The 22298-nt window shown below is 41.1% G+C and carries 18 protein-coding genes; 6 read left to right on the forward strand and 12 right to left on the reverse strand.

Translation table 11 applies throughout. The features are described 5' to 3' along the window. From BIZ36_RS12595 to mfd, 5 genes are all read right to left on the reverse strand, one after another. Complete coding sequence (locus BIZ36_RS12595) at nucleotides 1–1278, reverse strand: acetylxylan esterase (protein ID WP_187458268.1); 1278 nt, start codon at nucleotides 1276–1278, stop codon at nucleotides 1–3. A gap of 68 nt (nucleotides 1279–1346) precedes the next feature. After that, entirely contained in the window at nucleotides 1347–1802 is a 456-nt protein-coding gene (locus tag BIZ36_RS12600) for an SgcJ/EcaC family oxidoreductase (RefSeq protein WP_187458269.1), read from the reverse strand. A 3-nt stretch (nucleotides 1803–1805) separates the two neighbouring features. After that, nucleotides 1806–2150, reverse strand: coding sequence for a TerB family tellurite resistance protein (locus BIZ36_RS12605; RefSeq protein ID WP_187458270.1), 345 nt, complete (start codon nucleotides 2148–2150; stop codon nucleotides 1806–1808). Nucleotides 2151–2153: 3 nt separating this feature from the next. After that, nucleotides 2154–2489, reverse strand: a complete 336-nt coding sequence (locus BIZ36_RS12610) for a tellurite resistance TerB family protein (RefSeq protein ID WP_187458271.1) — start codon at nucleotides 2487–2489, stop codon at nucleotides 2154–2156. 103 nt (nucleotides 2490–2592) lie between these two features. Beyond that, a complete protein-coding gene (mfd, locus tag BIZ36_RS12615; protein ID WP_222937376.1) occupies nucleotides 2593–6018 on the reverse strand; it encodes a transcription-repair coupling factor in 3426 nt (1141 codons plus the stop codon). 110 nt (nucleotides 6019–6128) lie between these two features. Here mfd and BIZ36_RS12620 point away from each other — a divergent pair, with 110 nt between their 5' ends. Then, nucleotides 6129–7478, forward strand: coding sequence for a dihydrolipoyl dehydrogenase family protein (locus BIZ36_RS12620; protein WP_187458272.1), 1350 nt, complete (start codon nucleotides 6129–6131; stop codon nucleotides 7476–7478). Here BIZ36_RS12620 and BIZ36_RS12625 read toward each other — a convergent pair whose 3' ends face one another. Continuing rightward, nucleotides 7479–8279, reverse strand: a complete 801-nt coding sequence (locus tag BIZ36_RS12625; RefSeq protein WP_187458273.1) for a TspO-related membrane protein — start codon at nucleotides 8277–8279, stop codon at nucleotides 7479–7481. Nucleotides 8280–8355: 76 nt separating this feature from the next. Further along, complete coding sequence (pdeM, locus tag BIZ36_RS12630; protein WP_187458274.1) at nucleotides 8356–8988, reverse strand: ligase-associated DNA damage response endonuclease PdeM; 633 nt, start codon at nucleotides 8986–8988, stop codon at nucleotides 8356–8358. A gap of 223 nt (nucleotides 8989–9211) precedes the next feature. Here pdeM and BIZ36_RS12635 point away from each other — a divergent pair, with 223 nt between their 5' ends. Beyond that, nucleotides 9212–11674 carry a TonB-dependent receptor gene (locus BIZ36_RS12635; protein WP_187458275.1) on the forward strand — a complete coding sequence of 821 codons (2463 nt, stop codon included), beginning with the start codon at nucleotides 9212–9214 and terminating at the stop codon, nucleotides 11672–11674. Between the two features lies 1 nt (nucleotide 11675). Further along, nucleotides 11676–12965, forward strand: coding sequence for a PepSY-associated TM helix domain-containing protein (locus tag BIZ36_RS12640; RefSeq protein WP_187458276.1), 1290 nt, complete (start codon nucleotides 11676–11678; stop codon nucleotides 12963–12965). A 40-nt stretch (nucleotides 12966–13005) separates the two neighbouring features. Here BIZ36_RS12640 and BIZ36_RS12645 read toward each other — a convergent pair whose 3' ends face one another. From BIZ36_RS12645 to BIZ36_RS12660, 4 genes are all read right to left on the reverse strand, one after another. Continuing rightward, entirely contained in the window at nucleotides 13006–15465 is a 2460-nt protein-coding gene (locus BIZ36_RS12645; RefSeq protein WP_187458277.1) for a ligase-associated DNA damage response DEXH box helicase, read from the reverse strand. Between the two features lie 127 nt (nucleotides 15466–15592). After that, nucleotides 15593–15892 (reverse strand): GIY-YIG nuclease family protein, encoded by a 300-nt coding sequence (locus BIZ36_RS12650; protein WP_187458278.1) that lies wholly within the window; start codon nucleotides 15890–15892, stop codon nucleotides 15593–15595. Nucleotides 15893–15968: 76 nt separating this feature from the next. Then, a complete protein-coding gene (locus BIZ36_RS12655; protein WP_187458279.1) occupies nucleotides 15969–17585 on the reverse strand; it encodes an ATP-dependent DNA ligase in 1617 nt (538 codons plus the stop codon). Further along, nucleotides 17582–18637, reverse strand: coding sequence for a ligase-associated DNA damage response exonuclease (locus BIZ36_RS12660; RefSeq protein WP_286174742.1), 1056 nt, complete (start codon nucleotides 18635–18637; stop codon nucleotides 17582–17584). The genes BIZ36_RS12655 and BIZ36_RS12660 overlap by 4 nt, the downstream gene beginning before the upstream one ends. 259 nt (nucleotides 18638–18896) lie before the next feature. On the opposite strand from BIZ36_RS12660, the gene BIZ36_RS12665 reads away from it, so the two are divergent. Beyond that, the gene (locus BIZ36_RS12665; RefSeq protein WP_187458280.1) at nucleotides 18897–19319 is read left to right on the forward strand and encodes a tellurite resistance TerB family protein; all 423 of its coding nucleotides are present in this window, start codon (nucleotides 18897–18899) and stop codon (nucleotides 19317–19319) included. A gap of 59 nt (nucleotides 19320–19378) precedes the next feature. On the opposite strand, the gene fbp is transcribed toward BIZ36_RS12665, so the two are convergent. Further along, nucleotides 19379–20386, reverse strand: a complete 1008-nt coding sequence (gene fbp / locus BIZ36_RS12670) for a class 1 fructose-bisphosphatase (protein WP_187458281.1) — start codon at nucleotides 20384–20386, stop codon at nucleotides 19379–19381. Between the two features lie 112 nt (nucleotides 20387–20498). Here fbp and BIZ36_RS12675 point away from each other — a divergent pair, with 112 nt between their 5' ends. Together BIZ36_RS12675 and BIZ36_RS12680 are read left to right on the forward strand one after the other, a co-directional pair. Then, nucleotides 20499–20984: a GNAT family N-acetyltransferase gene (locus BIZ36_RS12675; RefSeq protein ID WP_187458282.1), complete on the forward strand. Its 486-nt coding sequence runs from the start codon at nucleotides 20499–20501 to the stop codon at nucleotides 20982–20984. Nucleotides 20985–21017: 33 nt separating this feature from the next. Next, nucleotides 21018–22265 (forward strand): aspartate kinase, encoded by a 1248-nt coding sequence (locus tag BIZ36_RS12680; RefSeq protein WP_187458283.1) that lies wholly within the window; start codon nucleotides 21018–21020, stop codon nucleotides 22263–22265. Nucleotides 22266–22298 lie beyond the last annotated feature (33 nt).

Below are 22298 nucleotides of genomic sequence, written 5' to 3' on the forward strand. Positions count from 1 at the left end.
TTACTGTTTCAGTTTGGCGTATAGCCATTGGTTCTTCATTTCTCGTTGTTCAGGAAAAGTCCAGTGTTGTGTTTCCAAAAATACTTTCAGTTCTTTTTTGACTTCTATAAGGTTGTAGGCGGCATACATGGAAACCGGTGGGCAAACATTGTCATTGTAGCCCCAGCTGTACCAGCCTTCGGCCTTTACAAAGCGGGCAAAATTTACAACGTCGTAATATTTAGAAACTTCAATTTTTTCCTGTTGGTTGGTAGATTCATCCACGAAAATCTGTGGCCAGCCACCGGCACGCCCATGAAGAAACCCGGTCATATCAGATAATGCGGGATAAAATGCTGCCAGGTAATCGATCCTATCATCCAAACCAGCGGTAATGATGGAAAGTGCACCTCCTTGGCTTCCTCCCGTTACGGCGATATCGTCTCCGTTGAACTTATCCAAAGTTTCAATGAAATCAAGCGCACGAACGCAGCCTAAATATACACGACGATAGTACATTTGGTCTTTGTTGTCTAAATTAAAGGTCTGGTATCCGTTCAGCGCACCAGCTCTTAAATCCCTATAAACACCTTCATCCAGATTTACGGGAATGCCGTGGATACCAATGGTAAAGGAAACGAAACCTTCAGCGGACTCGTTTACTTCACCATAATAGGGTCTAATTCCCGCTCCTGGAACGTGTAAGATGGCGGGATATGTTCCTTCTTTTTTAGGGGTAGTAAGTATGCCATAAATTTTACCCTGTATGTTATTGATGCTCACATGGTAGACATTTACCTTATCGGTGCAACGTTCGGGCATCAAAGTGAGCACAGGTTCAATGGGGATTTGGGCCAATTCTTCCTTTCCTTTGTTCCAAAATTCCTCAAAATCCTTGGGCAGTGAGGTGGTCGGCTTTATTCTTTCGGGTTCAAATCCCACTGTCGTGTATGAGTTGTATTCCTTTCCATCCACGGTAACCTTTGCGGAACAACGTAGAAAGCCTGAATGGTCTACTTTTTTGGCCTTGACCGTAGTATTGTTTTTTAGGTTGATGGTTCCCTGTTTTGAGAACGGAAGTTCCCTATAACCATGGTCCGGTCCAATAGCGTAGTCTACTTCAATGCCGGTAATGGGAACTTTGTTCTTAAGAACGGTAATAGTAAATTCTGCCTGTTCACCGGTGTTATACGTCCAATCGGCCTCACTTGGCGTGATGATGACTTCAACTAGTTGTTTGCTGGGTTGCGCAATTGAAAAATAGGAAAATAAGAGGAATGGGATGAGTAGTGCTTTCATCGACATGGTATTGGTTGGTTTTAGTTGAATTGAAATACTAAGATACAAATTGATAACTAGGAAAGAAATCAATTACCGGTTCTTGGAAGCATATTTCTGATGGCACTAATTTTCCAATTTTCATCTTCCAAAACGGCAATAAAAGTGCTCCACATATTTCGGACATTGCCGTTAGGGTTTCTTATTTCGTAGCGGGCATCGATTATGGCCACGGAATTGTTCAAGAATCGTACCTGCTCCACCTCTAATATACGATCTCCCGGGTTGGCGTTGGAGCTTTGGAGCATTCCTTGTTGTGCCGTTTTGCGTCCACGGCGCCACTCGCCCGTAGAAACAAGTTGGTCTATATCATCGGTTAAGATGTTACCAAGAAGAAGGGTGTCCTGATGATCTCTAGCATGCGCATAAGCAGCTATGAGATCATAGAGTGGTTTTTCTTGAGGGGTTTGGGCTTGAATAGGTAGCGTAAGAAACAGTATAATAATAGAAGTATGCAAACAATATGTGGCTTCACATAGCTTCATGCACTACTCCGTCTCGTTTCCAATACCAATATTCTTGAAGGTATCAATAATCAATTCCATTTCATTTTCATGAAGAACCTCATCGGCCATGGCAATATTGTCCAAAATTTTGGCCAACACCTTTTTCTTGTCGTAATCCATGTTGTTGAGTGGAACCAAAGCCTCGTCCATGCTCATCTCTTGGGCTTCCTTGGCAAGGGAATCCGTCAAATCCATAGAAGCTATCAGTTTTTTAATGGCTGCTACTTCGGTAGGGTGAATGGTCCCGTCGGCCAAGACCACTTCATAGGCAGTGCTTAAAACTGCTTTTTTTTCTACATCGGAAAAATTGGGGATATCGGAAGGCATTTGCTAATTTATAAAGTTCATTGAACTATAAATATACTCCATTAAATCGGATTCTTTGGTATGTTTAAAACCATCTGAAATTGCAGTAGATTCTAATATTTCTTTCAGGCTGTTTTTCTTTATCTCCGGCATGGATTTCAGAATTTCAATGGCTTGTTCACTATCGATGTTTCGGGCCTGCATAATAAAATTACTGTCGAAATCTAGCTGTTCCATGAGTTGGGTGAGTGCGGTTATTTCTCCGTTGTGAATATTTCCATCTGCGAGAATAACAGCGTTTACGGCATTTACAACGGCCATTTTTTCGGCCAACGTAAATGAAATGTGGGGACTTTGCATACGTTGCTACTAGTTAAAATTGCGAGGGCAAGATAAAAAAATATATACAAGTCGCACATTTTGAGGTAGAAACCTTGGTTGCTGAAGGGTAAAATAACAACGGTTACTGTTCAGCGGTAACCGGTTGTGCCAACTCCCTAAAAGGAATCAAAGCCTTCATGGCCTTTTCAATACTAGTGATATTGTTAAAGGTAAGTAGCAAACGCAGCCCGTTTCTGGTCTGTTTTTCCTTTAAAGTACATTGTTGCGGATGACTTTGAACATACTGCAAAACCTTGGTGAAGGCCGCACTTTGGTAAAAGGCCGATTGTTGGTCGGCTATAAAGTAACCAATCAACTTGGTCTTCTTCATGACCACTTTTTCGATGCCTATTTGGCTGGTGATCCATTTAATTCTCACCGAATTCAATAGGTCTTCTGCTTCCTGTGGAAGTTCTCCAAATCGATCCACCAGTTCAGTTTCAAACTTCTGCAGCTCCATTTCATCCTTTACCTGATTCAGCTCTGTGTACAGGTTTAGGCGTTCGGTAATGTTATTGATGTAGTCATCGGGGAAGAGCAGCTCAAAATCCGTGTCAATTTGAGATTCTTTTACGAATACCTTCTCTTTATGTCCCTCTACTTCTTCGTACAGTTCTTTGAACTCGTTTTCCTTCAGTTCGTCTATGGCCTCGGCCAAAATTTTCTGATAGGTTTCAAAACCTATTTCATTGATAAATCCGCTTTGCTCGCCTCCCAATAAATCTCCCGCACCACGAATTTCCAAATCTTTCATAGCGATATTGAAACCACTGCCCAGTTCAGTAAACTGTGCCAAGGCCTCAATACGCTTACGGGCATCGGCGGTCATTACTTCATAAGGTGGAGTAATAAAGAAACAGAAGGCTTTTTTATTGCTACGGCCAACGCGTCCTCGCATCTGGTGTAGGTCACTGAGGCCAAAATTGTTGGCATTATTAATAAAAATGGTATTGGCGTTGGTTACATCGAGCCCACTTTCGATAATGGTGGTTGAAACCAATACGTCAAACTCCCCGTTCATAAAACTGAGCATGAGGGCTTCCAGCTTTTTCCCGTCCATTTGGCCATGACCTATGCCTACTTTGGCATCGGGAACCAGGCGTTGGATCATTCCGCCTACCTCTTTCAGGTTTTCAATTCTGTTATGAATAAAAAACACTTGTCCGCCACGTTGAATTTCGTACGAAATAGCATCCCTTAAAACTTCCTCGTTCAAGCGAACCACCCTACTTTCAATGGGGTAGCGATTGGGAGGTGGCGTGCTAATGACCGATAAATCCCGGGCGGCCATTAAACTAAACTGTAGCGTTCTAGGTATAGGTGTTGCCGTAAGGGTGAGAACATCTACATTCTCCTTTATGGATTTTAGCTTGTCCTTTACCGCAACCCCGAACTTTTGCTCTTCATCGACAATTAGTAATCCTAAATCCTTGAACTGAACGTTCTTGTTTACAAGCTGGTGGGTGCCAATGATGATGTCCACTTTTCCGCTGGCCAAATTCTCCAAGGTTTCCCTACGCTCTTTGGTAGTTCTGAACCTGTTAAGGTAATCGACCGTTACCGGCATATCTTTTAATCGTTCCGAAAAGGTACGATGGTGTTGGAATGCCAAAATAGTAGTAGGAACCAATACGGCCACCTGTTTGCCATTGTCCACCGCCTTAAAGGCTGCCCTTATGGCCACCTCGGTTTTACCAAAGCCAACATCGCCACAAATGAGTCTGTCCATGGGGCGCTCGCTTTCCATATCGCGCTTTACGTCTTCGGTAGCTTTGCTCTGGTCTGGCGTATCTTCATAAATAAAAGAGGCTTCCAGCTCATTCTGTAAATAGCTGTCAGGCGCATACTGAAAACCTTTCTCCAGTCTTCGCTTGGCGTATATTTTAATGAGGTCAAAAGCAATTTTCTTGACCCGGGTCTTGGTTTTTTGCTTTAATTTTTTCCAAGCGGCAGAACCCAGTTTAAATATTTTGGGCGGAGCTCCATCCTTTCCGTTGAATTTGGATATTTTGTGCAGGGAATGAATGCTCACATAAAGAATGTCGCGCTCGCCGTACATTAATTTAATGGCTTCTTGCTTTTTGCCCTCAACATCAATTTTTTGTAAGCCCCCAAATTTGCCGATCCCATGGTCTATGTGGGTGACGTAATCGCCTATCTCAAGCTTGTTAAGTTCCTTTAAGGTAATTGCCTGCTTTTTGGCATAGCCGTTCTTTAAATGAAACTTATGGTAACGCTCAAATATCTGATGGTCTGTATAGCAAACAATTTTAAGGTCATCGTCAATAAAACCTTGGTAGAGTGGCATTACCCGGGTTTCATAATGAACCTTGCGGCTTACATCTTCAAAAATGGCATGAAACCTTTTGGCCTGTTGCTCGCTGGCGCAAAAAATATAATTGGTATACCCTTTCGCCTTATGGGCGTTCAAATCATCAATTAGTAAATTGAATTTCTTATTGAACGAGGGCTGCGGCTTGGTATTGAAATTAAACTCTTCGTTTACATTTAAATTGGAGGGAGGGGTACCCATGGAGACAATGCCAAAGTCTTTCAGATGTGCTCCAAAAGTGGTAGCATTCATAAAAAGCTCTTCAGGCTCTGCATGCTTCACCTCTTTGGATAATTTTTCAAAGGCGTCACCTGCCTTTTGAAAAAAATCATCCAAACGGTCCAAAAGAAAATCGGTATTCTTAATAAAAATGGAAGTGTCTGCTGAGATGTATTTTAGAAAACCTTCCCTTTTTTCCTCCAAAAATTTATCCGCCACATTGGGTATGATGGTAATTTTGTTCACTTTGTCCGTAGAAAGCTGACTTTCCACATCAAAGGTTCGAATACTATCCACATCATCACCAAAAAATTCAATACGATAGGGTTCGTCATTGGAGAATGAAAATACATCAACAATTCCGCCACGTACCGAAAACTCCCCAGGTTCGGTTACAAAATCGACCCGCTTAAATTTATATTCAAATAAAACCTCGTTTAGAAAATCGAGCGATAAATTATCATCGGTCTTAATCTTAAGCGTATTTTTTTGAAGTTCTCTACGGGTGACCACTTTTTCAAAAAGTGCTTCGGGGTAGGTAACGATTACTGCCGGTTTTTTACGGGAGTTGATGCGGTTCAAAACCTCCGCCCTTAATAATACATTGGCATTATCGGTCTCCTCAATTTGGTAGGGCCTACGGTAACTTCCGGGGTAAAAAAGAACGTGTTCCTCACCCATTAACTGCTCTAAATCGTTCAAATAATAAGCCGCTTCTTCCTTATCATCAAAAATTAAGAGAAAGGTCTGGTCTGAAATTTTAAAAGTTTCAGACAGCACAAAGGACAGAGAAGAACCAGTTAGGCCATGTATAGCCGTAGTTGCTTCATTTTGGGAAATAGCATTCCCTAGTTTCCGGATGTTCGGAGACTGGGCAAACAGTTGTTGGATAGCAATTTGGGTCAACCGTAAAATTTTGAGTTGCAAAGATAAACATCCTTCTAAAATCGATGCCATTCATTTTTAACGAAATCGGGCTAGAAACTGATACAAATAATGCGGAAATTAGACTTTTAAGGAAATTGGGTACAATGGAACTTCTAGTAGATCGGATTTAATAAGCAATTATGGAGGTAAAAAAGTTTGATGTTTTTGTAATAGGAAGCGGAATTGCAGGCCAAACTGTGGCTACTAATTGTGCTAAAGCTGGCTTGAAAGTGGCGGTGGCCGATAAACGCGAATTTGGAGGAACTTGTGCCAATAGGGGCTGTGACCCCAAAAAGGTATTGTTGGCCGCTACGGAAGTATTGGAATCTGCCGCCTTGATGGACGGAAAGGGAGTAAACGGTAAACTAGAAATCAACTGGAAAAAACTTCAAAAGTTCAAAAGTAATTTTACGGAGGCCGTGCCAAAATCCACAGAAGAGAAATTAAAGGACCTAGGTATTAAATTATACCACCAATCCCCTCAATTTTTGGATAAAAACACCTTGGAGGTGGAAGGAAAGAAAGTGCAGGCCCAAAAAATTGTGATCGCTACCGGTTATGAGCCGAGAGTGCTGCCAATAAAGGGGCATAAGTTGTTAAAGAACAGCGATGATTTCCTCGATTTGAAGAAACTGCCCAAAAAGCTGATTTATATTGGAGCTGGATATATAGGAATGGAGTTCGCCCATATGGCAGCTCGTGCAGGATCAAAGGTGACGATAATCGATTCAGGAAAAAGAGCTCTCAAACCTTTTGATGCCGATTTAGTAGGGGAATTAATCAATTATTCCAAAAAGATTGGAATTGAATTCATTTTTGGGGCACAGGTAGAAAAAGTAGAAAGACTAAGGAAGAAGTATAAGATTTATTTTAAGACCAACGGTAAGAACCAAAGTCTCAAAGCTGGTTTGGTCTTTAATACTGCAGGAAGAGTGCCCGCTGTTTCCCAACTGGATTTGGATAAAGGTGTGGTGGAGCATAATGAATATGGAATTGTGGTGAATAGTTTTTTACAAAATACCACGAATGAAAATGTATATGCCTGTGGTGATGTATCCGATAATGAAGTGCCGTTAACACCTCTATCCGGTAGGGAAGGATATGTGGTTTCCCAAAATATCATCCATGGTAACACCAAAAAACTAAATACACCTGTGGTGCCATCGGTAGTGTTTACCTTGCCCCACTTGGCGTCTGTGGGTTACAGTGAAAAAGAGGCTAAAAACCGATACAAAAATGTTATTGTTAGAGAGGGAAATGCCAAAAAATGGTTCAATGCCAAGCGGAAGAACTATCCTGTATACAACTATAAAATAATACTGAACAAGAGAACACAGGAAATTGTAGGAGCCCATATTTTAAGCCCCGATGCGGCGGAAACAATTAATATCTTCGCCATGGCCATTAATAAAAAAATGACCGCAGGTGATATAAAAGGAACCATTTTTACCTACCCGTCCTGGATCAATGATGTAAAGAGTATGGTGTAGTTATTTGAGTCCCCAACGTTCTTTGCATTTTTCCACCGGACTGGTTGCACGGTTCTTAAAGGCGTGAATTCCCGAAGCAATAAAAAGGATTGCACCGCCACCAAGTGCGCTGTAAGCTATACTTGGGATATTTGTTCTATGACGAATGTAGATAGCTACCAATGCCCAAACCCCCACCATGGCAAACTCGCGCATATTTCTTTTAATAATCATCAGCAGATTGATAATGACCGCAGCCACGATCATAATTACGGTCCATATCTCTTCTGAAAGAAAACCGCCGTCCCAACCTAATTTGGTTAAGTAGGCTGAAATATTAGCGATGGTAGCAACGGTAATCCAACCGGAATACAAACAAATAGGCCACCACACAAATGCGATAATTTCAATAGGAGCATCCCAACACTCCATGTTTGTTTTGCGGATTATTTGAATCAAGGAGGCCAAAATTCCTAACATGATGAGTACAGAAAGTCCGATGAAGTCGTAACTAAAAGCGATTACCCAACTAGCATTTAAGATATTTGCCAGAGAGAACCACCAGCCTGTTTGCGTTACAAACTCTGAAGTTTTGGAACTAAAAAACGAGCGCCTAACCTGAAAAACCGAATAAGCGATTAAGCTCAAAAAAATAACCCCCCAAATAGAAAAGGCGTAACCGGCCGGTGTAAAAAGATTATCGTATTGAGCACTTACCTCCCCAATGGTGGTATTGTTCAATCGGTAGACTTGGGAAATATAGTTGACCAAAACAACCAGAAGTACCGAAACTGAATTAAATATGGAAAGCTTTTTGACCACAACAAATTTTTGGGGCAAGCTATGGAAAATTACAATTTGAGATGTTCTTTGTTGGGCAAATTACTGTCCTAAAAGCTTAAACCTGTATCACCTGTTGTTCGGCAATTACAAAAATTTCATCCGATTCTTTGGGATTTAAAACGTGGTTGCCCGTAAATTCACCAAAAGCGGGAAGTATCATTTGGTTTTCGGTTTTAAAAAAGCAGGGTAATTTTAGTCGCTGTCTGCCAAAGCCCTGTAGCCTCACCGCGGGGTGTATATGGCCGCACAGGTTAAAAAAACCTTCTCTCTCCTCTGGATGGTGGGTGAGGAGGAACTCTTCGGTTACACATTCCTCCAATTGTTCAATTTGTAAACTTTCAAATTTTTCGGGTGCAATTATATCATGGTTGCCGGTAATCAAGATAATTTTGGCAGGGGTACGGGCCACCCAATTTTCAAATAGCACCCATTCCCTATTTAATGAGGAATGAAACAAATCACCTAAAAAACAGATTTCAAAAGGTTGATAGGTTTCCACTAGCTTATCCATTAAAAGATAGTTCTTGTGAATGGCATGCTTGGGTACGGCAGCGCCAAATTTCCTAAAGTGGGAGACCTTACCTAAGTGTACATCGCTTAAAAGCAAACAAGATTTTTCTTCCCAAAAAATGGCTCCTGTGGGGTCTAAAGTAAAGGTTTGCTTATGAACATGAATTTTGTGGCTCATCTATGACTGTAAAAATACCGCTATTTCAATAAAAACTTGGTTGGTACCGACATGGGACGAGATATTTCTAATAATTTTTTTGTTTTTCTAGTTGCCACGGAATAAGTGATTTACCGAATGTTATAAGTTTTTTTTGCCCGCTTATCCAAAATTTTATTTGTAATTAGTCTAAATAAAAATTTTTGTAATGTACTTTTGCCAAAATTTTTAACCAAACCAAATAATGAAAAATATAATTCTCGCAATTGGAATGTTCCTCTTTGTTTTAGGTAGTATGGTAGCACAATCAAAATTACAAGGAACTGTTACCGATGATAAAGGAGCGCCATTGGCAGGGGCGAATGTAGTTCTAAATAATAAGAACGGTGTTACTACAAATTTTGATGGTAATTACAGCATTGAAACACTTTCCTCAGGAGAGCACGTTGTCTCAGTAAGCTATATAGGATATGAAACGCAGGACAGAAAGATTTCCGTTTCAGCTAATTCAAGTTCTACCCTTAATTTTATTCTAATACCATCTGCAGAACAGTTACAGGAGGTTGAGATAATTGGCAGATTAGAGCAAGGCTATAAAAATACCAGCTCATTTATTGCCACCAAATCGGCTACTAAATTGGTAGATGTTCCTCAATCTGTCTCTTATGTAACTAAGGAGGTTATCCTGGATCAAGCGGCCTATACAATCAATGAAGTGGTTAAAAATGTAAGCGGTGTAAATCAGTTTTCGTTTTATAATGATCTTACCATTAGGGGTTTTCGAGTGCAAGGGCAACAAAACTCTAGTATCTTGATCAATGGGTCTAGAATGATGACTAGTTTTTGGAGGCAACAATTAATTCCGCATATAGAACGCGTAGAGGTTATAAAAGGGCCTGCTTCCGCATTATTCGGTAATTCTTCACCGGGTGGTACCATTAATAGCGTGACCAAAAAACCACTATATGAACAAAAGCAATCCATAAGCACTAGTATGGGGAGTTTTAATACGTTCCGATTGCTAGCAGATTTTACGGGGCCCATGACACAAAATAAAAAGCTTTTGTACAGATTAAATGTGGGTTACGAAAACTCAGATGGTTTTAGGGACCTTCAATTTTCCAAAAATCTGGTAATAGCTCCGTCATTTTCATTTATCCCCAGCGATAAAACCCGTTTAAATTTTGATATTGTTTTTCAAGATTCTAAGGGTAGATTAGACCGTGGTCAAGCGGTATTTGGTGATGGTGATTTGTTTTCAACTCCCATAACAACTTCTTTAAGTGCTATCAATGATTATCTAAATGAGCAAAACCTCAATGTTACAATTTCATTTCAGCATAAATTCACAGATGAACTTAGCTTTAATAGCACTTATTTGAATTCTGCTTACGATGAAGACTTAAGGGAACACCGTACCGCTAACGCATTTTGGGCTTTGGGAGATGGTACGGAAGATATTACTAGAGTTGCCATGCGAACTTTTGAAAGAAAGCGTTCGTGGAACAATCAAAATATAAGCAATTATATCAATTACGACCTTGATTTTGGAGATGTGAAAAATAAGCTCCTAATAGGGTACGATTATTTTCAGCAGGAATTGGGTGCTGGGGGTTCTCAACTGGAAGCTGCAGCCTATCTACTAAAAAATGGAACGGCTACCAATTCTTTCAACGTGGCAAACATAGATAACTATGTGCTTGATGACGAAGGCAACCCAGTGGCAAATGTGGCACCTTTTGATTTGACCTCACCTAATGGCAACGCTATAAGGGATATGAGTGACTATGTGTATAGCATAAGAGACTATACTCCTTATAAACAGGTAAACCACGGGGCTTACCTTCAAAATCAATTCAGTTATAAGAAATTTGACCTTTTAGTCGGGCTTCGTTATGACACTTTTTATGATTATCTAAATTATAATACGACTGATGAGGAGAAAGTAAAACAAGATGCTTTTATTCCTCGGGTGGGTGCCGTTTACAAGGCAACATCAAATATTAATTTTTACGGTACTTGGGTAAAAGGATATCAGCCCCAAACAGCAACCACAATTAACAACCCTGAAGCAGGCGGTCCTTTTGATCCTTTGAACAGTGAGCTTTTTGAAGTAGGGGCAAAGTCTGAATGGTTCAATAAGAGACTTAGTGCAACTGTTGCTTTTTATGATCTTACCCAAAAAGGGGCTTTGTACAATGCCAACGACACTAATAACTCAGACCGTTTGGAACAAGTTGGGGAAGAAAAGTCCCGCGGTGTAGAAGTTGACGTTTACGGTAAATTGGCCAGTAATTGGAGTGTTATTTTGAACTACGCCTACAACGATGCCTTTTTTACCGTAGCTGATGAAGGCACTTTAGCTATATTTGGTGACCAGAAGCCCAATGCTCCAAGGAACACATTGAACATATGGAGTAAATACGTAATAGATAAAGGTAGTTTCAACGGTTTAGGTTTTGGTCTGGGGTATGATTATGTTAGTGAACGGAATGGTTCTATAGTAAGAAACCCTGAGTTGATACCGGTTTTTCCTAGCTATGGATTGGTTAATGCAGCCATTTACTATAACGTAGATAAATTTCAGATACAGTTAAACGCCAATAATATTTTTGATAAAACGCATTGGGTCGGGGGTTATGATTTCTTAAGGGCTTTCCCTGGCAAACCAAGAAATATTATGGCAACCGTATCGTACACTTTCTAGCATGCCATTGAATAAAAAATTATTCTTTAAAATCCATAGTTGGATAGGAGTTAAGCTAAGCATACTATTTTTTATAGTATGCTTTTCTGGTACCGTGGCAACTCTTAGCCATGAACTCGACTGGATATTTATAAAAGAAATTAGGGCAAAACCTCAAAAAGAATTAATCGATAGGAATACGATTATTGAAAATTTCAGAAAGTTGTATCCCAATGCCAATATTACGTATTGGATGCGAACAGATGAACCGTATCTATGCGATATTATATATAAAAATGAAAATGGACGCCAACGGTACGTTTTTGCCAACCCATATACCGGTGCAATACAAGGTGAAGCGGCCTTGACCATACAGCGTTTTTTTCGTGATTTACATTACTTCTTGTTTATTCCTTTCTATCAGATTGGCTACTTGATTGTCTTGTCCTTTGCCTTTTTACTGCTAATCTCTGTAATAAGTGCATTGTATTTCTATAAGAAGTGGTGGAAAAAATTCTTCACCTTCAAAAAGTCAAATAATCCTTTGGTGATTTTTAGAAGTTTGCATCGACTGGTCGGGTTATGGTCCCTTCCCTTTGCTATTTTATTCTCCATCACCGGTATCTGGTATTTTGTAGAGCGAACCAACATCGCCGATGTAAGAACTAAAGTCAACCCTGACCAACCGCTAAATACGGTTAATGCCAAAAGTAACATTTCAAGTGCAAATGCCTCATTGGATTATAATAGGGCGGTTGCTATGGCAGAAAGGGAAATACCGGATATGACCGTAGGTAGTATCACTCCTCCCAATCGTGCTGATGGTAATATTTACCTTAGAGGAACCAGTACTGTTCCTTTGGTAAGGCAACGGGCCAATAGGGTTTACGTAAACCCAGTCAATTATGAAGTTACCGGAGTGCAAAAGGCCCAAAATATCAGTACGCTAATGTGGGTCAACGATATTGCCGATCCGCTGCATTTTGGTTATTGGGGAGGCTTACTTACTAAAATAATCTGGTTTTTTGCTGGAGCAGGAATTTGCATTTTAGTTCTTACGGGAATTTGGATTACCCTAAAAAGAAAGAAAATCAAGAAGAAAAAAAATAGTGTTCCGGTCATGGGTAAATGGCGCTACCTGAATTGGTTGGTCTCAACTGCGATAGTGTTTTTTATGTATGCAAATATTATTAAGCGTTATGCGGCTGAAGCAAAGGTGGTTATTATTGTAAGCCTTGGTTGCCTAGCTTTTATTTCTTTGGGATACTACATTTTCGTTTATAGGCTGAACCGAGCAGTAAGCAAGTTATAAAGTTTTGATGAGGTCATAGATTGTATTTGTTTTAAGCTATCTATTTCATCAAAATCTTGGTCATACGCTTAATACGGTCTGCCAGTTTTTCTGAAGATAGTTTTTCTCGTAATCGGTCTGTGATGATGGGAAAAGAAAAAGGAGTAGGTTTTTCGCAATTTTTCCAAATAATGTTTTGCTGCGCGATGCGTTCCAGCGCTAATCGCAAACGACCTTCTTCCAATTGATGTTCAAAAGTCTCGGTAAAAGCCTGTTGAAACAAGAGATTGTTCGGCTCATAATCCCGAAAAACATCAAATAATAATTGTGAACTGCTTTGCAGGTGCTTCATTTTTACGCCTTTCTCTGGATAGCCTGTAAAAACCATTCCGCTGATTACCGCAATATCACGAAACTTGCGCCTTGCCATTTCGTTACTGTTCAGGCTCTTTTGTAAATCGGCCAATAGGTAATCCGTAGTAAACAAATCGTTGTCCAGTACGGCTTGTATGTCAATAGGTTTATCGCTCAACATCTCAAAACCATAATCGTTAAAGGCCAAAGAAGCCGTAATTGGACTTAATAGGCTTATACGATACGAAAGTAGGCTGCTCATGGCTTCATGTACGGCACGACCCTCGAATGGATAAAAAATATGATGATACCCGTCTCGCGTTTTAAAGGTTTCAATGAGAAATTCGTCTGGTTTGGGTACAATGCTTTCTTGGCGTTGCTTGTCAAAAATATGTTGTAGTGATTTCAATTCCGACCCATGTAATTCGTCGGCAGCGGCTTTGTAGAGTTCTTGGCGTAGCAATTCGGACATTTGGGCACTAAAACTGAGTCTACCGCCCATCCAACTGGGTACTTTGTTGGTTTTTTTATTGGAATTTCGCACGTGGGCCTGCATGCCTTTGATACGGATGAACTCCAAGTTTCTTCCCGCAAAAGTAAATACATCGCCTTGCGTTAATTTCGAAATAAAATATTCTTCTATAGAACCAATATATCCTCCTTTTTGGTATCTAACACTTATGGTAGCATCGCCTACGATGGTCCCAATTTGAAACCGATGCCGCATAGCTACACCTCGGTTGTTTACTTTAAACTTGCCGTCTGCTTCCACTTCCACTTTTTTGTACTCGTCATAGCTGCTCAGACTTTGGCTGCCCATGACCAAAAAATTTAGGAGCCATTGCCACTGGTCTTCCGTAATTCCTTGATAGCAAAAGGTCTGCTGAATTTCAGCATAGATTTCTTCTGGGTAAAAACCATCCGAAACTGCTAAAGTGGTGAGGTATTGCAACAACACATCATAACTGTTGAGGTAGGGGAGGCGGTCTTCCACCGCATTTTCCTTAACAGCCACCTGCAAGGCAGAAGCCTCTATCAATTCCATGGCATGTGTAGGCAAAAAGTGGATAACACTCTCTTTTCCGGGTCGGTGCCCACTACGCCCGGCGCGTTGTAAAAAGCGAGCAACGCCCTTGGGGCCACCAATTTGTATTACCGTTTCTACGGGAGCAAAATCTACACCCAAATCCAAACTAGAAGTGCAAACCACGGCCTTTAAGCTTTCGTTACGAATGGCCTGTTCTACCCACAAGCGTGTTTCCTTGTTTACACTGCCATGGTGCATCGCCATTTCCCCTGCGAATTCCGGATACTTTTCCAAGATTTTCTGAAACCAAATTTCGCACTGGCTACGGGTGTTGGTGAATAGTAAAGTAGTCTTGCTGTTGTTGATGATGGGGACCACTTCGTCTAACAAATGCAAGCCTAAATGCCCACGCCACGGAAAGGTTTCCATGGTTTTTGGGATGATGCTTTTTACGGTAATTTTCTTTTGTAGGTTGGCGCGTACCATGACGGAATTTTCCAGTTCTGGACTTGTGGGACCCAGTAACACCTGTCTGGCCTGTTCTAGATTGCCAATGGTTGCCGAAATGCCCCAGATACGTAAATCATTGCAGATGGTTTTGAGTCGGCTAAGACCCAGTTCCATTTGTACACCACGTTTGGTACCCAAAAGTTCGTGCCACTCATCTACCACAATGGCAGAACAGTTTTTAAAGACCTTTTTATAATCCTTGGAAGAGAGCAACAATTGTAAACTTTCTGGTGTGGTAATGAGCAAATCTGGCATGGCAGTGCGTTGCTTGGCGCGCTCCTTGGTGCTGGTATCTCCCGTGCGGATGCCTACCGTCATTTGGGTGCCTAAGTCTTCCGTAATGCGTTCTGCGGATTGTTTTATTTCTTGGGAGAGGGCTCGTAATGGTGTTATCCAAATAGCCTTTAACCCCTTTTTGTGTTTGTTTTTATAATCAGGATTTTGTTTGATGTAGTTGAGAACGATGGGGAACCAAAGTGCGTAGGTTTTTCCGCTGCCCGTGGGCGCATTTAGCAGGCCGTGTTTGCCCGCCAAAAAGGCTTTCCAGGTCTCTTTTTGAAACGGAAAGGGTTTCCAACCTTGCTGCTGAAACCAATCTTGGGCTATATGGAATAATTCTTTTTGGGTCATATATTGCGAGGAGCGAAGCGACGAAGCAATCCCTCTTTTTTACTAAGCGAAGCGACGAAGCAATCCCTCTTTTTTACTAAGCGAAGCGACGAAGCAATCTATTTATTTTACTAAGCGAAGCAAAGGCTTACTCTTCACTATCTCTCCATTCTAAAGCTAAGTCGTTCCACTTTGGGTTTATCGAATTTATTAAATCTATTTTTCGTTTTCGGTTTCCTGCTTTAAGTTGTTTTTCTCTTGCAAATGCATCTTTAACCATGTCAAACTTTTCAAAATATACTAGCCAGGTACAATTGTATCGTTTACTGAATGCGATTTTGTATTTTCCATTTTTATGTTCACTAATCCTCCGTTGTAAATCAGTTGTTGCGCCAACATACAAAACGGTCTTATTTTTATTTGACAAGATGTAACAATACCCAGGCATTAATAGCTATTTGTTAATGTTTAAACAGATTCCTTCGCTTTGCTCGGAATTACGTCTTGTAATCAGCTTATTTGACTTATCCCTCCCCATTCGGAATCAAAGCTTTTAAATCTTCCAAGCTATTGGCTTCTTCAATTTTCTTGTCTTGCCGCCAGCGTAAAATTCTTGGGAACCTTGTGGCAACACCGCTTTTGTGCCTTTTGGATAGGGCTATGCCTTCAAAGGCAATTTCAAAGACATGATGTGGGGTTACGCTGCGTACCGGTCCAAAGCGCTCCAAGGTGTTTTTCTTTATCCAAGCGTCTACTTTTCGGAATTCGGCATCCGTAAGCCCAGAGTAGGCTTTTGCAAAAGTGACCAGCTCTTTTTCGCCATCCTCATTTTCGTCCCAAAGGGCAAAGGTATAATCTGTAAACAGGTTACTACGCCTACCATGGCCCCTCATGGCATAAGTAAGTACGGCATCTATGGTTAACGGGTCTACCTTCCATTTCCACCAATCGCCCTTTTTACGGCCTACCAAATAGGGCGAATCGTTTTTCTTTAGCATGAGGCCTTCACTGCGTTTTTCTCTGGAAGTCTCCCGTTCTGCGGCTACTTCTTCCCATGAATTAAAGGCCATTTTTTGGGATAGCAATAAAGGTACACCGTTAGCTGAGGTTGCTTGACTATACAGTTGTTCTAGCAGCTTTCGCCTTTCTAAATAGGGCAATTCCCTACAATCTTTACCTTTCCATTCCAACAGATCATAAGCCTTTAAAACAACAGGAGTTTTTTTAAGCAACGCCTTGGATACTGTCTTGCGTCCTATACGGGTTTGCAAATCGTTAAACGTACCAATTTCCCCATTGGGATAGGGTAGAATTTCACCATCTAAAACAGTACCGTTAGGGATAACTCCCACAAACGCTTCAAACTCCGGATATTTATCCGTTACCAATTCTTCGCCACGGCTCCAAACAAACAATTCATTTTTACGAAGAATAACTTGTGCACGAATGCCATCCCATTTGTGTTCAAAAGACCATTGCGTAACATCGCCTAAATCCTCGGGCTCATCTTCCAAGGCATATGCCAAATAAAAAGGATAGGGTTTGGAAAGAAAATCGCTTGCCTTTTCTTCCAATGCCAAATCTTGAAAACTAATGGTATTCGGGTCCCAATTCCCCATTAGTTTGTAGGCGAGGATATCTTCGTCTATATCGGTGGCTTTGGCTAAAGCACGGGTCATTAATTTTTGGCTTACCCCAATACGGAAGCCCCCGGTAATCAGTTTGGTAAATACAAAACGACCGTAATAATCCAATTGTTTCCAATTGGCGAAGAGGTAGGCTTTTTTATCAGCATCTTCCTGTTTTTTGAGCCAAATCATTTCTTGCAAAAACTGGGTCAATGATTTGTCTGTTGCGGTTTCGTTAGAAGGTACTACCAAGGCAATGGTTTCTGCCAAATCACCAACAATATGATAGCTTTCCTCAAAAAGCCAAAGCGGAATATTCGCAAGTTCAGAAGCCCATTCGCGCAACAAAGTAGTGTTTACCGGGCGTGGAGGCCTCCTATGAGACAATATGGCGATGGTCCACACCTTGTCTTGGTCTGTAGCGGAAGCAAAATAATTAGCCAAGGCCGCTACTTTTACATTGGTCTTGTTGGTGCCGTCCAAAGTTTTTATAAGTTGGGAGAACTGCTTCATGCCGATTCTTGGGTTTCGGGTTCTGCATTCACTTCGGCATTTTCCCCTTCAAACTGTGTAGCTTCTGTACGGGCGTCATAACCCAAGTCGCGCAAGTACTTAGAAAAAATATCAGTATAACCGTGGGTGCAAATTACCTTTTCTGCTCCTGTGTCTTTAATCGCTTTGAGCAATGATGGCCAATCGCAATGGTCGCTCAACACAAAACCTTTGTCTATGGCGCGTCTGCGACGTGCACCCCTAAAGGCCATCCAACCACTGGCAGAAGCGGTAACAAAGGGAACCATTTTACGTATCCACGTACTGCCGTGTGCAGAAGGCGGCGCTAGCACCAAATTGCCTTTTATGGCTTCTTTTTTGGTATCTCTTGTAATTAGTTCCGTTTCTGGAAAATCCACTAATGGGCGTAAAACTTCCGTCATATTCTCAATGGCACCATGGGTATAGATTTTGCCAATGCTGGGGTCTAGATGCTTTAGTAGGCGTTGTGCCTTGCCCAATGAATAACCGAATAAAATAGAGGTTTGACCGTTGGCTTTGTTCTGGGCCCACCAGTTGTTAATATCCGTGAATACTTCGGTTTGTGGCCGCCATAAAAAAGCGGGTAGGCCAAAGGTGCATTCAGTAATAAAACTATGGCATTTTACGGATTCGTAAGGTGTAGCTACCCCATCGTCCTCTAATTTATAGTCCCCCGTAAATACCCAGATTTCTCCTTTGTGCTCTACTTTTATTTGGGAAGAACCTATAATATGCCCAGCTGGGTAAAAGGTGAATTTTACATTGTTTATAGTAAAGGGTTGTCCCCAGTTTACACCAGAAACAGTTATATCTCCTAGCCGGTGTTTTATAATGGGAACGTTGCTGTTGTGTGTAATATATTGTTGGTGTCCCCAGCGGCTATGGTCTGCATGGCCATGGGTTATCAAGGCTTTGTCTACCGGTTTCCAAGGGTCTAAATACACCTTTGCCGGATGGCAGTAAATGCCTCGGTTCGTAAATTCCAATAAGGGTTTTTTCATCTGTACGGCATTTTTGGAATCCGTTTCCATTGTGAACGATTTCCATGAAAGGGGCTATTTTGAACAATAGGAAAAGATGACCTTAATTTAATCATTTGTAACCATTTGTGGTTGCACTGCGTTAGCGATAGCAGTGGATAACCCACAGCACCTTTTTACAGGTGCGAGGATTAAAAACGAATAGCGCGACCCTGCCCAATTTACGGGTAGGGTAACGCTAAAATAATCTGGAAGGGTAGGACAAATGACCTCTAAAAAAATTATATTTGCTGCCAATAAAATTAAGATTATGGCAATTGCAGACTTATATACCAGTGGGGAGCACAGAAGAAATTTAGCCCATTTTGCATCGCTTGCTACATTAGCGGCAGTGGACGGTGAAATTAGTACCGAGGAAAAAGGAATGTTGGACCGTTTTGCTACCAAGTTGGATATAACCGAGGCTGAGTACAAAGAGGTGATGAAAAAGGAAAACAAGTACCCTATTGTACCTCCGCACGATTCTGAAAAGAGATTGGAGCGGTTGTATGACCTCTTCCGCATAATTTTCTCTGATCATTTGATTGATGATGAAGAAATGGTATTGTTGAAGAAATATGCGATCGGACTAGGCTTTTCTGGTGATAAGGCCGATAAAATCATTGAGAAATCCGTAGCTATTTTTAGTGGACGTATAGACTTTGATGACTATATCTACTTATTGAAAGCCTAAACAAACGTTGCTGTTTAATAAAAAAGCCTCGTCTTCTAAGGAAAATGAGGCTTTTTTAATTAGTGATATTTTTCCAAGAACTCTTGAAGTTTCAAGACCATGTTCTTACTACCGCAAAAGAACGGAATTCTTTGGTGTAGTTCTGTGGGTTGCACATCTAGAATACGATTTTTCCCGCCAATGGCAAGTCCGTTTGCCTGCTCGGCCAAAAAGGCCATAGGGTTGCATTCGTATAGCAAGCGCAGTTTTCCTTCTTCGGTAACACTACTTTTCGGATACATATAAATACCGCCCTTGATCATGTTTCTATGAAAATCCGATACCAAAGAACCAATATACCTTGAAGTATACGGGCGATCACCTTCCTCTTCCTGGCAATATTTGATATAGTCCTTAACCCCTTGGTGAAAATGGATGTAATTACCTTCGTTCACAGAATAAATCTTACCATCTTCCGGAAATTTCATATTGGGATGCGAAAGGTAAAAGGTACCTATGGCTGGGTTTAGCGTAAACCCGTTTACACCGTCTCCAGTGGTGTATACCAACATGGTGGAGGTACCGTAGACCACGTATCCTGCAGCCACTTGATTTTTTCCAGGTTGAAGAAAATCTTCTAGGGTTACGGGAGTGCCTACCGGCGTTACTCTTCTGTAAATAGAGAAAATAGTACCTACGGAAACATTAACATCTATGTTAGAAGAACCGTCCAACGGATCAATCAAAACCACATATTTATTCTGGTGGTTATTGTCATTGCTGTTAATTGTGATGAAATCATCTTCTTCCTCCGAAGCAATACCGCAAACTATTTCACGGTTGGTAAGGGTCTGAATGAATTTTTCATTGGCAAGCACATCTAGTTTTTGCTGATCCTCGCCTTGAATGTTGGTTTCGCCAGCGGCACCTAAAATATCTACTAGTCCGGCTTTATTTACTTCGTGGTTTACTACTTTTGCCGCCAATCTAATGGCGTTGATCAATTTAGAAAGTTCGCCTGAAGAATATTTGAAAGAAGTTTGATTTTCAATGATGAATTCACCCAGCGTACGGTTTTTCGTTGTCATGAAGAAAGACTGTTGGTTCACCCACAAATATCGGCTAATTTGTGAAAGAACCCTATTTTCATTTTCAATTACTTTTTTAAATATATAACTTTGTGTTTTATTTGTAACAATCATGGATTTTAACATTAGAGAAGCGAAAAAATCTGACATGAATGCTGTGCATCGGTTGATTCAAGAACTGGCCGTTTTTGAAAAAGAAGCGGATGCCGTGGAGGTTACAGTGAACGATTTAGTGGAACATGGATTTGGTGACAGCCCTCTTTTTCATTGTTTCATAGGTGAAAGTGATGGCGATGTAGTGGGTATGGCCTTGGTGTATAACCGTTATTCAACCTGGAAAGGCCCGGTCGTTCATTTAGAAGATTTGATCGTGACCGAAAAAATGAGGGGCAGTGGTCTTGGTAGTGCGCTGCTGGCAGAAGTAGTCAAGTATGCCAATGACCTTGGTGTGAGACGTATCTGCTGGGAGGTACTCGATTGGAATGAACCTGCCATTAATTTCTATGAGGCCAAAGGAGCGAAAGTGTTACGTGATTGGGATGTTGTTCAAATGGACGAGAAAGGTATAGAGGCTTTCTTGCAACAAACAAAAAATTAAGGTTGTTGTCAACCTTCAAAAAAATAGCTTTTTATGCGAGTATTTAAATTCGGCGGAGCATCGGTGAAAGATGCCGCTGGAGTGCAGAATGTGGTAAAAGTTCTTCAACAAACGGGTCATGAAAATACCCTATTGGTAGTTTCCGCTATGGGAAAGACCACCAATGCCATGGAGGCCATTGTGAATGCCTATTTCAATGATAAAGAGACATTAGCTGGGAACATTCAGGAAAGTATCGATTATCACGCCGCTATTCTTCAGGACCTTTTTCCGGACCGACAGCATGTGATTTATACCGTAGTGAAACAGCTGTTTGATGAGGTGAAAGGCTTTTTGGCTTGGAACAAATCGCCCAAATACAATTTTGTTTATGATCAGGTGGTAGGTTATGGGGAGCTTATTTCTACTACGATTATAAGCCATTATTTTAATGAAGTAGGAATACAGTGTAATTGGTTGGATGTGCGCGATTATATCAAGACTGATGATAGTTACCGTGATGTTGCGGTCAATTGGGAAAAGACACAAGAAAGGGTAAAAACAATCGATCGTAGCCAATTGAACATTACCCAAGGGTTCTTGGGAAGCGATGACAACAATTTTACCACTACCCTGGGCCGTGAAGGATCGGATTATACGGCGGCCATCTTGGCCTATTGTCTTAATGCAGATTCCGTAACTATCTGGAAAGACGTTCCCGGGGTGTTGAATGCAGACCCTAGGTATTTTCAAGAGACGCAACTGTTGAACAAAATTTCTTATCGTGAGGCGATAGAGTTGGCATTTTACGGTGCCTCTGTAATTCACCCAAAGACCTTGCAGCCTTTGCAACAAAAGGAGATACCCTTGCACGTTAAATCATTTGTGAACCCCAAGGACCCAGGTACTACCGTGGGTAAGGGCAATGGTATTCAACCGGAAGTACCCTGTTTTATCGTAAAGAAGAATCAGGTATTGATGAAGTTGTCCTCGCTAGATTTTTCCTTTATTGTAGAGGATAGCATTAGCGAACTGTTCAAATTGTTGCACGACCATAAAATGAAGGTAGACCTTATTCAGAATTCCGCTATTAGTTTTTCGGTATGTGTGGATAATAGATTCGGTAGATTGGAAGAACTATTAAACCTGCTTAAAAGTAGGTTCAAGGTAGTGCACCACGAGGGTGTTTCGCTCTACACGATCAGACACTTCAATGAAAAGGCGATAGAGTCGCTACAAAACGGACATGAAATTCTCTTGGAACAACGCAGTAAAGAAACCGTTCAGTTGGTAGTAAAATAACCACGGGAGTATGTTTCGTTTTTGTTAAAACAG

The organism is Cytophaga sp. FL35, assembly GCF_014349235.1.
Lineage (GTDB): Bacteria > Bacteroidota > Bacteroidia > Flavobacteriales > Flavobacteriaceae > Euzebyella.